This window comes from Paucibacter sp. DJ2R-2, assembly GCF_025717675.1.
Classification (GTDB): Bacteria; Pseudomonadota; Gammaproteobacteria; order Burkholderiales; family Burkholderiaceae_C; genus Paucibacter_A.
Window position 1 is genome coordinate 741,180 of the sequence record NZ_JAJIRT010000001.1, and the last position, 12,914, is coordinate 754,093.

The window sequence follows — 12,914 nt, forward strand, 5'->3', positions numbered from 1 at the left end:
GCGGAGAAGAAAGCAGGATTTCTAGTCTCAGCGTCCTCTGCGGTCCTCTGTGAGCTCTGCGTGCTGAAATCTCCTTGCAAACGGCAGTTCAGTGCCGTTTTCGGTCAGCACCTTCCCATTCGCCCTCAGAGTGAGCGCGCCTCCCGAAAACCGTAGAAGCTGGCCAGCACTCGGGTCGGGAACTGGATGATGGCTTCGTTGTAGGCGCCCACAGCTTGGTTGAAAACCTGGCGGGTGAAGGAGCGTTGCCGCTCGATCATCTTGAGCTCATCCACCTGGGCAAACAGCTCCGGGTGCTCACGTAAATCGGCATGGTGTTCGAGCATGGACATCAGCCGCGTCAGCGCCGCCGCATGCACCGCGCTGGCCACGCCCAAGCTGGCCACAGGATCACCGGCATAAGGCCGAGCACGCACGGCCTGCAGCGCCACCTGCACCTCCTGCTGCGCGGCATCCAGGGCATCAAAGGTCGCCTGCTCGCTGGGCAGCAAGGGTCGCAGCACGGCCAGCAGGTTGGCGCACACCGCGGCGCGCGCGCTCAGATGGGTATCCAGTTGGGCGAAAGCCGCGGCAATCGCGTTGCGCAAACTCATGACGCGGTTGTAGGCGCCGATGGCCCAGAACAACAGCACAGCCGCCAGACCCCAACCGGCCCAGCCCCAGTCCCAACCGCCTTCGCTCGGGCCCATGTTCAGGCCTCCACGCGGCCAGCCTGGAACTCCTCGAAGCCGCGCGCACGCAGCTCGCAGGCCGGGCAGCTGCCGCAGCCATAGCCCCAGGCGTGGCGCTGGCTGCGCTCACCCAGATAGCAGGTGTGGGTGTGCTCGATAACCAAGTCATTCAGGGCCCTGCCGCCGAGCTGCTCGGTCAAGGCCCAGGTCTGGGCCTTGGTGATGAACATCAGCGGGGTTTCCAGCGTCATCGGCGCATCCAGACCCAGGCTCAGCGCCACCTGCAAAGCCTTCAGCGTGTTGTCTCGGCAGTCGGGGTAGCCCGAGTAATCGGTCTCGCACATGCCGCCCACCAACACCGAGGCGCCGCGTCGGTAAGCCAGCGTAGCGGCGAAAGTCAGAAACAGCAGATTGCGGCCCGGCACAAAGGTGTTGGGCAGGCCATTGGCCTGCATCTCGATGGCGCGGTGCTCGGTCAGCGCCGTGCTGGAGATCTGGCCCAGCAGGCTCAAGTCCAGCACATGGTCCTCACCCAGCTTGGCCGCCCAGTATGGGAAGGCGGCGGCCAGTTCACGGCGCACGGTCTGGCGGCATTCCAGCTCGACGCGGTGGCGCTGGCCATAGTCGAAGCCCAGGGTTTCGACCTCGGCATAGCGTTCCAAGGCCCAAGCCAGGCAGGCGGTGGAATCCTGGCCGCCCGAGAACAGGACCAGGGCTTTGCGTTGGGTATTGGCTTGGGGAGAGGTGTTCATGCGTTCCAACTCTGACAGGGCCGCGCAGTCGCGGCAGACGATGCCCGCCAGTGTGCCAGGGTCGCCCGACCTGGGTTCGACGCCGCGGACTGCGCCAAGGCGCTAAGCTCGCATTTGCACGCACTCGAGGATTGCCGATCATGAAACACAAGCTCCCGAACTTCTGCCTCTGTCTTCTGCTGCCGGGCTTGGCCGTGGCGCAGCTGCCGAACGCCCCGATCAGCCAGGTGCTGGTCTACCCCGGCGGCGCCACGGTACAGCGCACGGCCACTGTGGCCACCGGTGCGCGCGAACTCGTGGTCCGCTGCCTGCCGGCTCGCTTCGAGGCCGACTCGCTGCAGGTGCAGGCCGATGCTGGCATCCAGATTGGCGAGATCAGCATTCAGACCTTGGATCGTGTCCGTGCCCCGGAGTGCAATAGCAGCCCGCTGGACCAACGCATCCGCGAGCTGGAGGATCAGCGCGCCGCACTGCAGGCCGAGAACGAAGCGCAAGACCTGGCCCTCGGCTTCCTCAAGAACTATGGCGGCAACGAGAGTGCCGGCAAGCCGACTGCGCCCATCGCCTCGACCGTGGACGCGCTTCGCCGCAGCGGCCAGGACGCGCTGCAACGCAAGCACCAGCTTTCCCGCCGCCTGCAAGACATCGACGAGAAGCTCACACCGCTGCAAGCCGAACGTGACCGCCTGATCCAAGCCAACCCGCAGCTGCGCAGCGTGCGCATCAACCTGGCCGCGACTCGCACTGGCGAGCTGCGCCTGAGCTACCGCCTGAATCAAGCAGGCTGGAGCCCCATCTACCGCGCCCACCTCGACACGCAGACCCAGCAGCTGCGCTTAGAGCGCCTGGCGCAAGTGGCCCAGACCAGTGGCGAGGACTGGAACGGCGTGGCACTGCGTCTGAGCACCAGCACGCCTCGCGGTCAGAGCGGTCTGCCTTCGCCCTACCCCTGGACCCTGGACATCCTGCCACCCATCTCCGCACGCGAAGTTCAGGTCACGGGGTCGCGCATGGCCGCGCCGGCAATGGCCGCAGCGGCGCCCGCGCCAGCCTTTAAGTCGGACGCCGGTGCCTTTGAGGCGATCGCCCTGCCCAACTTCGACATCAGCGCTCAGCAAGGCGAGTACAGCGCCGAGTTCGAAGTGCCCGGCCGCGTCAGCGTCAACAGCGACGGTCAGCGCGTCAGCTTCGCGCTCGGCAGCGAAAAGATGGCCGCCCAGGTCTTCGCCCGCGTGCAGCCACAGCAGGACCGCCAGGCCTATCTGCTGGCCGAGCTGAGCCGCCCCAGCGGCAGCTGGCCGGTCGGCGCGCTGCAACTCTTCCGCGACGGGGCCTTCATCGGCAACAGCCAGCTGCAACTGGGCAGCGAGGAGAAACTCGAGCTCTTCTTCGGCCGCGACGAGTTACTGCGCGTGGCAGTGGAGCCGCCGCTGAAGGACGGCGCCGAACGCGGTTTCATCGGCAGTCGCAACGAGCAAAACATCCGCCGCGCTTATGTGATCGAGAACCTGCATCGCCAGCCCGTCCTGCTGCAGCTGATCGAGCCCTCGCCGGTGGCCCAGCATGAGGACATCAAGGTGCAGACCCAGTTCAGCCCACAGCCCAGCCAGCTGCGTTGGAAACAACTGCCCGGCGTGATCGCCTGGCAACTGCCGCTCGCAGCCGGCCAGAGCCAGCGCTTCACGGCCGAATACCTGATCAGCGCACCCAAGGATGCGCGCGTCAGCGGCTTGCGTTGACGCGACTCAGAACCAGCCCCCCAGATCCGGCCGGATCTCGGGCGCATGGGCGGCGCCACGCCGCAGGGCCATATGCAGCGCCGCACGGGCCTGCCGAATGGCGGCGGTTTCTCCGGCTGGAGCTTCAAGCTGCGCCTGCATGAGCGCCTGCAGCGCATCGAATGGATGTCCCGCCGGCATCTCGGGTGGCCGGGCCTGCTGGGCGGCGGCCAGCGCCGCAGCGGCGTCGGGCGCACCCATCATCACCAGGGTCAGGGCCAGATCCAGCCGGGCCTGCCAGAGCGGCGGCACCTGGCGATCCGGGCTGGTTTCCAGCAAGGCCACACGGCGCTCCAGCAGGCGGCGGCTTCCTGCCAGATCGCCACGGGCGCGCAGCAGCGCGCCCTCGACCTGCGCGACGCGACTCTCCAACCACAGATCGCGCTCCAGATGCAGGTCGGCATCGCCGCGCAGGCGGCTGATGGCGTCGGCCGCCAGAACCAAGTCACCCAGCACCAGGCTGCTGCGCGCCAGGGCCAGCCAGGCTTCGGCCCGGCTCACGCCCATCTGCGCCCGGGTCGACTCAATCTCTTCCAGCAACTCAAAAGCCTCGCTGCGCAAGCTCGCCGCCGGCGCCGCGCCCGCCTGTGCGCGAGCCAGCAAGAGCGAGGCCTTGGCGGCCGTCCGGGCATTGAAGGGCGCGCCATTGCCCAGGGTGTTGAAAGCCTGGCGGGCCGCCAGGGCCTGGGCATACTCGGCGCGGTCGCTGTGATAACGGGCAATCTCCGGGTACATGAAAGCACGCATGGAGTTGCCGCGGCCATGCAGACGGTCCATCTCCTCGCCCAGCGCTTGGGCACGCGCCTGGGCACCCTCGTACTTCCCTGCGCGGATATCCATGGTCAGGATGTTGCGACGGATGGCCAAGGCATGACGTAAGTTTTCCTTGGGCGGGTTCTGCAGCGCCGGCTCGGTCAGGCGCAGCTGCTCCCTGGCCTCGCCGATGCGCCCCTCGCCGGCCAGGCGCACCGCCTCGACCATGTGATGGAAGGTTCGGTAGAAATGACCCTCGGGGTAGAGCAGGCGCACCAGCTCGCCTGCTTGATCCAAGGCCGCTTTCGCCTCGGCCAGGCGACCGGTTTTCATATAGCCATTGGCCAGCGCATAGTGGATCTCGCGCATGCGGTCGGACTTGGGGCCATGCAGGCGCGCCACGCGCTCGCGCAGCGGCTCCAGCTCGGCGACCACGAGGTCGTGCGGCCCGGTGGGCACGTAAATCTGCGCCAGCTTGATGTGCGCGTCCACCGTGCGCTCATCATCCTCACCGTAGAGCTGGGCGGTCAGAGCCACCCATTCGCGGGCCAGGGGCGCGGCCAGATCGTAGCGATCCAGCGAGGCGTAAGTCTGGGCCAGCACCGAGAGCAGACGCGCCTTGGTCGTGGGCTCGTCCTGGAACTTGCCGGCCAGCTCGCTGCGACTCTTTTCCAGCAAGGCCATCACCGTGGGTGCCTGGCCGCCGTGAACATCGGGGCTGGCACTGGCCAGCAACTCGGTCAGGTAAAGCGTCACCTGGTCGGATTCCCGGGCCGCCGCTTGCGCCCGGCGCCATTGGTCCAGGCTCACGCCCAGACCCAACAGCACCGCAAGAGCCAGGCCGCCAGACAAGGACGCCGCCAGGGCGTTGCGGCGCAGCCAAAGCCGAATCCGGTGGCGCCAATCCTCGCGGCGTGCGCTGACCGGCCGGTGGCGCAGCCAGCGCGACAGGTCCTCGATCAAGGCACCGACAGCCGGGTAGCGATCCTCGGGCAGCTTGCGCAAGGCCTTGGCGACGATGGCCTCCAAGTCGCCCCGGGCACGCTCGGCATCGAGCGGCCGGGCGCCGACCGGTGCATCCGCATCCGGGGCCTGGGCCAGCAAGGCCCCCAGGCGCGGCGCGTCCTGGTGCAGCAGCGCATATTCAATCGCCGTGCGGCTGCTGCCGGCGCTGTAGAAGGGCAAGCGCCCTGAGATCATCTCGAACAGCAGCACGCCGAGCGAAAACACATCGGCCGCCACGCCGACCGGCGCACCACTGAGCTGCTCGGGCGAGGCATAGGACAAGGTCAGGCCACGGCCGCTGACGCGGGTCAGATGGCCCGGGTCTTCTTCATCGAGCAAGCCAGCGATGCCGAAATCCAGCACCTTGACTTCACCCTCCTTGCTGACCATCACATTCGAGGGCTTGAGGTCGCGATGCACCACCAGCTGGGCATGGGCATGCTCGACCGCCTGCGCCACCCGAATCAGTAGCGCCACCCGCGAAGCCAGCGTGGGGCACTCGGCCCGCACATGCTCGCCCAGATTGTGGCCAGCCACATACTCCAGCACCAGATAGGGCACACCGTCCGCGATGCCGGCATCGAGCAGACGCGCAATGCCGGGGTGCTTGAGCCGGGCCAGCACCGCCCGCTCGCGCGCAAAGCGCTGCGACAACGGCGCCTGCTGCAGATCGCTGCGCAGCAGCTTGACCACGACCTCCTGCTCATACAAGCCATCGGCACGGCAGGCCAACCAGACCTGGCCCATGCCGCCCTCGCCGATCTTGCGCAGCAGCTGCCAGGCCCCCATGCGCTGGCCGCTGAGCGAGGGCGCTTCCATGATTTCATCCAGCGCTGGCACCGCGCTGACGGGCAGAGCCATGGAGGCGGCGGGGAACTGGGTCTCCGCCTGCTGCATCAAGCACTGCGCCAGCTCTGCGGCCAGGCCCTCATCGCGCGCCGACAAGGCGGCCAGCCAGGGGCCACGCGCGGCTTCAGGCAGGCCTTGAGCCTGGCGCAGCAGCTCGTTCAGCTCGGTCTGGCGGGCGCTTTCGCCCATGTTCAGCGGCGGACTTCGCCCTGCCCCAGCACCACCCATTTGAGCGAGCTCAGGCCTTCCAGGCCGACCGGGCCGCGGGCATGGAGCTTGTCGGTGGAGATGCCGATCTCGGCGCCCAGACCGTACTCGAAGCCGTCGGCAAAGCGTGTGCTGGCATTGACCATGACGCTGGCCGAATCGACTTCGCGCAGAAAGCGCATGGCATGGGCGTGATTGCTGGTCAGGATGGCGTCGGTGTGATGCGAGCCGTATCGGTTGATGTGTTCGATGGCCTCATCGAGGCTGTCCACCACCTTGATGCTGAGGATGGGCGCCAGATACTCCTCGCTCCAATCGGCCTCGGTCGCCGGCTTGATCACGGCGCCAGGGATGGGGCCCAGCAAGGCCAGGCTGCGCGAGCAGCCACGCATCTCCACGCCCTTCTCGGCCAGCAAGGCGCCGATATGGGGCAGGAAGTCCGCGGCGCTCTCGGCATGGACCAGCAGGGATTCGGTGGCATTGCAGGGGCTGTACTTCTGGGTCTTGGCGTTCATGACCACGGTCAGGGCCAGGTCGAAGTCCACCTCGGCATCGACATAGCAATGGCAGTTGCCATCGAGGTGTTTGATGACGGGCACCTTGGACTCGGCGCTGATGCGTTCGATCAAGCCCTTGCCTCCGCGCGGGATGATCACGTCGACATGCTCTGGCGCCGTGATCAACAGGCCCACCGCAGCGCGGTCGGTGCTGGCGATCAGCTGCACACCCTCGGCCGGCAGGCCGGCTTCGCGCAGCGCTGCCGCCACCAGCTCGACCAGGGCCAGATTGGAATGAATCGCCTCGGAACCGCCGCGCAGGATGCAGGCATTGCCGCTCTTGATGGCCAGGGAGGCGGCCTCGATAGTGACGTTGGGCCGGCTCTCGTAAATCATGCCGAACACACCCAGGGGCACGCGCATCTGGCCGACGCTGATGCCGCTGGGGCGGCGTTTGAGGCCGCTGATCTCGCCGACCGGGTCGGGCATGGCGGCAATCTGCTCGCAGCCCTGGGCCACGGTTTCGACCACATCGGGGCTCAGCTTCAGGCGGTCCAGCATGGGGCCATCGAGGCCGGCCGCGGCGGCTGCCTTCAAATCACGGGCGTTGGCGGCGGCCAAGGCCGGCCCAGCATGGCGCAGGCGCCGGGCCAGGCTCAGCAAGGCCTGGTTTTTGGCGGCAGTGGAGGCCGCAGCCATCAGGCGCGAAGCCTGACGGGCAGCCTGGCCCACGGTGTTCATATAGGCGGGCAGATCCTTGGCGGCCAAGGCGGCCAGAGGGGAAACGGTGGGTGTCGAGCTCATCCGCTCATTCTCCGCGATGTGTTCGCAAGCCCCACGAAGGCGGCCTTCGACAGCCCCCCATGCCATTGCTCACGGGTTGAGAAATCGCCAGACGCACAAGGGTTGCACCCGATTGCCTAGGGCTTGAGATCGCCGCTCGTTTGACGCCACCGTTCATCCCGCTGACCTGCAGATGGTCGCTCCGATCTGGAAGTTCATCGCGGCGCGCTGTCGCTTCAGCGGCGGAATTTCTACAGTGACCCCATCGACTTTCCACCCCGTGCCGGAGTCGGCACACAGCGCAGCAAAAGGCCCACACCATGAAGCACTTCAACACCGCACGCACCCTCACCGCCGCCAGCCTGCTGGCACTCGCCGCCTTCGGCGCGCAGGCCGCCGTGCCGAGCAACGAAGAGAATGGCCCGGTCCGCCAGGTCTGCCCTCAGATCGACAGCAAGATGCAGCAAGCCCTGGACCGCGGCGTTCAGAAGCTCAACAACGGCACCCTGGCCCGCGTCGAATTCACCGTCAAGGGCGACAAGATCAGCCAGGTGCGCCAGCAGAATGTCCCGACCGAGATGCGCCGCCAGGTGTACCAAGCCATGCGCGAACTCAAATGCCAGAGCAATGGCGAACAAGCGCTGGCCTTCAATCTCAATTTGCTGCCGAACTGAGCCACGGCAAATCCAAGACGCTGAGCTAATGAATTAGCCTGGCGCCTTGATCAAAACACTAGAACTGGACATGGGCGGTCGAACCGCCATCGACATACCAGTTGGCGCCGGCCACAAAGCTGGCCGCCGGGCTGGAGACAAAGCAGGCCACCCGGGCGATTTCGTCCGGGCGGGCCAGCCGCTGCAGCGGGTTGCGTTGCAGCACCCGCGCATAGAGCTCGGGCTCCTGCTCCTGGACACGACCCCAGAGGCCACCTGCCACCCAGGTGTCTCCCGGCGAGACCGTGTTGACACGCACCTCCGGCAGAACGCGTGCCGATAGCGATTTCATGTAGTGCGCCAGGGCCGCCTTGGCGGCGCCATACGCCGCGGAGTTCGGTGCCGCCAGCGACCCGGCCTTGGACCCGATATAGGTGAGGGCGCCATGCTTGGAACGACGCAGCAGCGGCAGGGCGGCTTCGGCACAGCGCACGGTCGCACGCAGATCCACGTCCAGCGCTTGCGACCAGTCGCTCGACAGGGCGCTGACATTGAGCACCAGGATGTCCAGCGTGCCCAATTCTTCCAGCCAGGCCTCAAAGGCCCCGGGCTGGCAGACATCGAGTGCTCGGGCCTGCAGCGTGCCGGGCAGACCGGCCGATTGCAGCTCGGCCAGACAGGCCTGCAAACGCTCCGGCTGGCGGGCACAGAAGGCCACCTCGCAGCCCTCGGCCGCGAGGGCACGCACGATGGCGGCGCCAATACCTGCCGATCCACCGGTCACCACGGCCCTCAAGCCTTTCAGTCCCAGATCCATGCGCACTCCCCAGCTTCAAATGCCGCGGCATGCGGCCTGCTGGCGCCATTCTGTGCCAGGTCGCAAGCCCGCCGGTACGCGCAGCGCACCAAGCCGCTTGCGCGGTTCGCAGCACTCAACTACATTTGTAGTACGACACCTGTAGTAGAGACCAAGTCCATGTCCGAAGACAAAAACGAACTGAGCCTGAGCGAGCTGCAGCTGAGCCTGATGCGCGTGCTCTGGCAGCGCGGCCAGGCCAGCACGGCCGAGGTGGCCGAAGCCTTGCGCGCCGAAGGCCGGCCCCTGGCCCACACCACCGTGGCCACCTTGCTGCAGCGCCTGGAAAAACGCGGCCTGCTGGCCTGCGATCGCGATGCCCGCGCTTTGGTCTACCGCCCCTGCGTGTCCGAACCCGAGGTGCAGAAGTCCATGGTCAGCGGCCTGCTGTCCAGCCTGTTCGCTGGCAAGGCCAGCGCCCTGCTCAGCCATCTGCTGAAAGCCGGCGACATCGCCGACGAGGACATGGCACAAATGCGCCGCCTACTGGCCAAGGGCAGCCCGGCCAAGAACAGCAAGGATGGCGGCCATGACTGAGCTCCTCAGCTTCAACGGCCCCCTGCTGCTGAGTATCCTCAGCAGCGGCCTGCTCAACTACCTGCTGCACAGCAGCCTGCTGCTGTCCGGTGCCTGGCTGATCGAGCGCAGCGCCCACCTGCGGCCGCGCCTGGCCGCGCATCGCGAAACGCTGTGGCGCCTGGCTTTTTTCGGCCCGGTGCTGACGGCCGGCCTGGCCACGCTGCTGAGTTGGAGTCCGGCGCCGACTCCGCCGGAGGCCGCGCCGTCTGCGCTTGCGAGCACACAGATCGAAGACCGAGCCCTCCTTGCTCCGCGCGAGGTGCCGTCTGCCACACCGGTACGTGAACTCGCGCCCACCGCAAACCCGGTGATTCACGTGCAGAAGCCGCCGCAAGCACCACGCCAGCGACTGCAACTGGCCCCCGAAGCCAGCGCCGCCGTGGCTGCCCTGGCGGCGGCCTGGGCGCTGTTGGCCGGGCTGGGCCTGCTGGCCACCGGCCTGGCCTGGTGGCGGCTGCGTGTGCAGGCTCGCCGTCTGCCGCGCCTGGACGATGCCGATCTGCACGGCTGCCTGCAGACGCTGGCCCGGTCCGCTGGCCTGCCGACCCCGCCTCTGCGGCTCAGCCGCGCTGAGTGGTCCAGCCCACTGATCGCACCGGGCGGCGCCATCTGCCTGCCCGCCTGGGCCCTGCAGCTGCCTCATGCCCAACGCGAGGCCGTGCTGGCCCATGAACTGGCGCATTTGCGTCGGCGCGACCCTGCCTGGCGCCTGGCCGCCCAGTTGCTGAACCAGCTGGCCTGGCTGCAGCCCCTGAACCGCCTGGCCCTGAGCCGGCTCGATGCCCTGGCCGAACAAGCCTGCGACGCCTGGGCCACCGCCCGACCCAGCGATGCCGCCCGGGAGCAGGCGCGCCGCGCCCTGGCGGAAAGCCTGTATCGCTGTGCCCAAGAGCTGCAGCAGGCAGCGCGCCCGGCGCGGCGCCTGCAGCTGCTGAGCCGGATGGCGGCCACCGGCCGCTCGCCCCTGCTGGCCCGCATCGAAGCATTGATGAAACCTGCCCCCACCCCGCAAGGAGACCCAATCATGAGCCCCAACCCTGAGCCCTCCACCGCCCTGCCCCCACCCGAACTCTGGCGCAAGCGCCTGCTGGTCGGCGGCCTGACGCTGTGCGTCCTGGCCCTGCCCTTGCTGGGTGTGGGCCACAGCCAGCCCCTGGACTTGAGCCGCCTGCAGCACCTGGGCGAGCAATTCGAACTGCATCTGGGCGTGGGCTCGGCGTCCAGCATCCGCATCCGCAACAGCAGCGCCTCGCAGAGTCTGGACATCCGCCTCAGCGGCCAGATGCGCTTCAACGCCGACCAGACCGAGCTCGAAAGCCTCAGCAAGGGCCGACTGGTGATCGACGAGCAGCGCAGCGGCTGGCACCGGCGCGCGATCTACGAACCCGGCGAGAACGGCGGGGCACCGCGCCTGAGCTACAGCCTGGACGGCAAGGAGCAGGCGCCGGACGCCGAAGGCCAGGCCTGGCTACGCGAACGCATGGCCCTGGCCGGCGAGAGCCTGGAAGGCAGCGACAAGCGCGTCCAGAACCTGCTGGCGCAAGGCGGGGTGGCACGCGTGCTGGCCGACATCCAGGCGCCGAACATCGAAGATCATCGCCGCCGCAGCCGCGTCCAGGCCCTGCTCAAGCAAGGCCCGCAGAGCGAGAGCACCTTGCAAGCCCTGATCCGTGTCAATGAAGGCATGGACTCGGATTTCGAACGTCGCCAGCTGCTGCAAAGCCTGATCGAGAAGCAGACCTTGAGCCCGGCCCTGCAAGCCCAGTTGCTGCAAAGCCTGCACAACTTGAGCTCGGACTTCGAGCGCCGCCAGGTGCTAGAGACCCTGTCCGCCACGCTCAGCGCGGAGCCTGCCACGCTGCAGGCCTGGCTGCAGGCGGTGGACGGCATGGACTCGGACTTTGAAAAGCGCAGCGCCATCGTCGACATCGTCGAGCGGCAGTCGCCCGCGAGCGGCCTGCCCACCTTGGCTGCAGCCCTGCAGGCCAGCCTCGGCCTGAGTTCCGACTTCGAGCACCGCAGCGCCCTGGAGGCCGTGGCCCAGAAGCTGCCGCGTCAGACTGCGCTGGACGCGCCGGCCGAGGCGGCGCTCAAAGCCTACAGCGAATCGGCCCGCCGCATCGGCAGCGACTTCGAACGCCGCATGGCCTTGAGCGCCCTGCTGGAAGCCGGCGTGCACCAGAAGGCCGCGCTGCTGGGCGTACTCGATGCGACACGCAGCATCGACTCCGATTTCGACCGGGCTGAATTGCTCAGCGCCTTGGCCGCGCACCTGCCGGCCGATGCCGAGCTGGTGGCCAGTTATCGCCAGGCAGCCCGAGGCCTGAGCGAGCATGAGCGCGGCAAGGTCGAGGCCGCACTCGACCCGGTGATGGACCGCCTGGCCAAGGCCGTGCCCGCCCCCGCCGCCCCGGCCGCACTGGCCACGCCCGCCAAAGCCGCCCCAGCTGCCGCCAGCACGCACCTCAAGCCGCCCAGCCCGCCGCGCCCACCGGCCGCCCCCTCGCTGCCCTGAAGCAGGCGCCTCAAACTTGGATGCGCTGCAACAGCGCCAGCCACAGCGGCGCCGTCAGCACAAAGACCAGGGTCGAGACCACCACGGCCGCGGTGGTCTCACCCTCCTGGCAGCGGTAACGCTGGGCAAAGATCAGGGCGTTGGAGCCGGTCGGCAGGGCCGCCATCATGACGATGACCCCCAGCGGCATGCCCGTCAGGCCCAGGCCCCAATGCGCGAACACCAGCACCAGAGCCGGCAGCAGGAGCAGCTTGGCGGCCACCAGGCCGAGCACCGCGCGCCAAGTCCGTGGCCAGCCCAGATAGGCCAGGGACATGCCGATCAGGGTCAGGCACAGCGGCACCACGGCCGTGCCCAACATCTGCAGCACTTCGTCCAGCACCGCAGGCAGGCGCAGACCGAGGGCATTCCAGCCCAGGCCGGCCAGCACCGGCAGCACCACCGGATGGATAACCGTGTTGCGCACCGTGTTGAGCAGCAGCGCGCCCAGACCCGTGGGCGATTGTTGGCTGCGTGCGCGCGCCAGATCCAGTTCCACCAGCAGGGTCAGCACGGTCAAGATGCTCAGCGCATGCAGGCTGACCACCGTGATGTGAATGGCCAGGCCGGCCTCGCCGAAGACACCGGCCGCCAGCGGCACGCCGACCTGCAAGGTGTTGCCGAAGGTGGCGGTGATGGCCTGCACGCTGGGCACGGCCGGGCCCTTCACGGCCGCACCGCGCCAGCGCTGGAAAGCATAGATCGCCACCAGCAAACCCAGCACCGGCAGGAAAAACGCCGCCAGGGTCAGCCAGGGCAGGCTGGCAAAGTCCACCCGCGCCGTGGTGCGGAACAGCAGGGCCGGCACGAAGATGTAGAAGGCGACATTCGACAGCACCCGGGCCGGGTCACCGCCGCTGCCGCCAGCGTCGGCATCGCCGAGCCAGCGCATGCGGCCGACAAACCAGCCAATGGCCACCGCGATCAAAATCGCCGCCAGCTTGTTGAAAACGATCCAGCTCATGGTGGCCGAGTAT

10 protein-coding genes are annotated in these 12,914 nt (G+C 67.8%); 4 read left to right on the plus strand and 6 right to left on the minus strand.

Features of this window, described 5'->3' with window-relative positions; genetic code table 11:
* Window positions 1–125: 125 nt before the first annotated feature.
* Window positions 126–689, minus strand: a complete 564-nt coding sequence (locus LNV28_RS03295) for a LemA family protein (protein ID WP_263516519.1) — start codon at window positions 687–689, stop codon at window positions 126–128.
* A gap of 2 nt (window positions 690–691) precedes the next feature.
* Window positions 692–1,423 carry a 7-cyano-7-deazaguanine synthase QueC gene (queC, locus tag LNV28_RS03300; protein ID WP_263516518.1) on the minus strand — a complete coding sequence of 244 codons (732 nt, stop codon included), beginning with the start codon at window positions 1,421–1,423 and terminating at the stop codon, window positions 692–694.
* Between the two features lie 140 nt (window positions 1,424–1,563).
* Here queC and LNV28_RS03305 point away from each other — a divergent pair, with 140 nt between their 5' ends.
* Window positions 1,564–3,162 carry a DUF4139 domain-containing protein gene (locus LNV28_RS03305; RefSeq protein ID WP_263516517.1) on the plus strand — a complete coding sequence of 533 codons (1,599 nt, stop codon included), beginning with the start codon at window positions 1,564–1,566 and terminating at the stop codon, window positions 3,160–3,162.
* 6 nt (window positions 3,163–3,168) lie between these two features.
* Here the strand turns inward: LNV28_RS03305 and LNV28_RS03310 are convergent, their stop codons facing one another.
* Window positions 3,169–5,997 (minus strand): serine/threonine-protein kinase, encoded by a 2,829-nt coding sequence (locus LNV28_RS03310; protein ID WP_263516516.1) that lies wholly within the window; start codon window positions 5,995–5,997, stop codon window positions 3,169–3,171.
* Between the two features lie 2 nt (window positions 5,998–5,999).
* Window positions 6,000–7,253 (minus strand): glutamate-5-semialdehyde dehydrogenase, encoded by a 1,254-nt coding sequence (locus LNV28_RS03315; protein WP_411969918.1) that lies wholly within the window; start codon window positions 7,251–7,253, stop codon window positions 6,000–6,002.
* 362 nt (window positions 7,254–7,615) lie between these two features.
* Between LNV28_RS03315 and LNV28_RS03320 the strand changes: the two genes are divergently transcribed.
* A complete protein-coding gene (locus LNV28_RS03320; RefSeq protein ID WP_263516515.1) occupies window positions 7,616–7,969 on the plus strand; it encodes a hypothetical protein in 354 nt (117 codons plus the stop codon).
* Window positions 7,970–8,027: 58 nt separating this feature from the next.
* Here the strand turns inward: LNV28_RS03320 and LNV28_RS03325 are convergent, their stop codons facing one another.
* On the minus strand, window positions 8,028–8,765 hold the full coding sequence (locus tag LNV28_RS03325; RefSeq protein WP_263516514.1) for an SDR family NAD(P)-dependent oxidoreductase: 738 nt from the start codon (window positions 8,763–8,765) through the stop codon (window positions 8,028–8,030).
* A 159-nt stretch (window positions 8,766–8,924) separates the two neighbouring features.
* On the opposite strand from LNV28_RS03325, the gene LNV28_RS03330 reads away from it, so the two are divergent.
* Both LNV28_RS03330 and LNV28_RS03335 read left to right on the plus strand, forming a co-directional pair.
* Complete coding sequence (locus LNV28_RS03330; RefSeq protein WP_263516513.1) at window positions 8,925–9,341, plus strand: BlaI/MecI/CopY family transcriptional regulator; 417 nt, start codon at window positions 8,925–8,927, stop codon at window positions 9,339–9,341.
* On the plus strand, window positions 9,334–11,898 hold the full coding sequence (locus tag LNV28_RS03335; protein ID WP_263516512.1) for a M56 family metallopeptidase: 2,565 nt from the start codon (window positions 9,334–9,336) through the stop codon (window positions 11,896–11,898). Before LNV28_RS03330 ends, LNV28_RS03335 begins: the two co-directional genes overlap by 8 nt.
* Window positions 11,899–11,908: 10 nt before the next feature.
* On the opposite strand, the gene LNV28_RS03340 is transcribed toward LNV28_RS03335, so the two are convergent.
* Window positions 11,909–12,901 (minus strand): AEC family transporter, encoded by a 993-nt coding sequence (locus LNV28_RS03340; RefSeq protein ID WP_263516511.1) that lies wholly within the window; start codon window positions 12,899–12,901, stop codon window positions 11,909–11,911.
* Between the last annotated feature and the right edge of the window lie 13 nt (window positions 12,902–12,914).

Coding starts and splice junctions, on each gene's coding strand:
- LNV28_RS03295 (WP_263516519.1), bottom strand. CDS start 689: ATGGGCCCGAGCGAAGGCGGTTGGGACTGGGGCTGGGCCGGTTGGGGT.
- queC (WP_263516518.1), bottom strand. CDS start 1,423: ATGAACACCTCTCCCCAAGCCAATACCCAACGCAAAGCCCTGGTCCTG.
- LNV28_RS03305 (WP_263516517.1), top strand. CDS start 1,564: ATGAAACACAAGCTCCCGAACTTCTGCCTCTGTCTTCTGCTGCCGGGC.
- LNV28_RS03310 (WP_263516516.1), bottom strand. CDS start 5,997: ATGGGCGAAAGCGCCCGCCAGACCGAGCTGAACGAGCTGCTGCGCCAG.
- LNV28_RS03315 (WP_411969918.1), bottom strand. CDS start 7,253: ATGAACACCGTGGGCCAGGCTGCCCGTCAGGCTTCGCGCCTGATGGCT.
- LNV28_RS03320 (WP_263516515.1), top strand. CDS start 7,616: ATGAAGCACTTCAACACCGCACGCACCCTCACCGCCGCCAGCCTGCTG.
- LNV28_RS03325 (WP_263516514.1), bottom strand. CDS start 8,765: ATGGATCTGGGACTGAAAGGCTTGAGGGCCGTGGTGACCGGTGGATCG.
- LNV28_RS03330 (WP_263516513.1), top strand. CDS start 8,925: ATGTCCGAAGACAAAAACGAACTGAGCCTGAGCGAGCTGCAGCTGAGC.
- LNV28_RS03335 (WP_263516512.1), top strand. CDS start 9,334: ATGACTGAGCTCCTCAGCTTCAACGGCCCCCTGCTGCTGAGTATCCTC.
- LNV28_RS03340 (WP_263516511.1), bottom strand. CDS start 12,901: ATGAGCTGGATCGTTTTCAACAAGCTGGCGGCGATTTTGATCGCGGTG.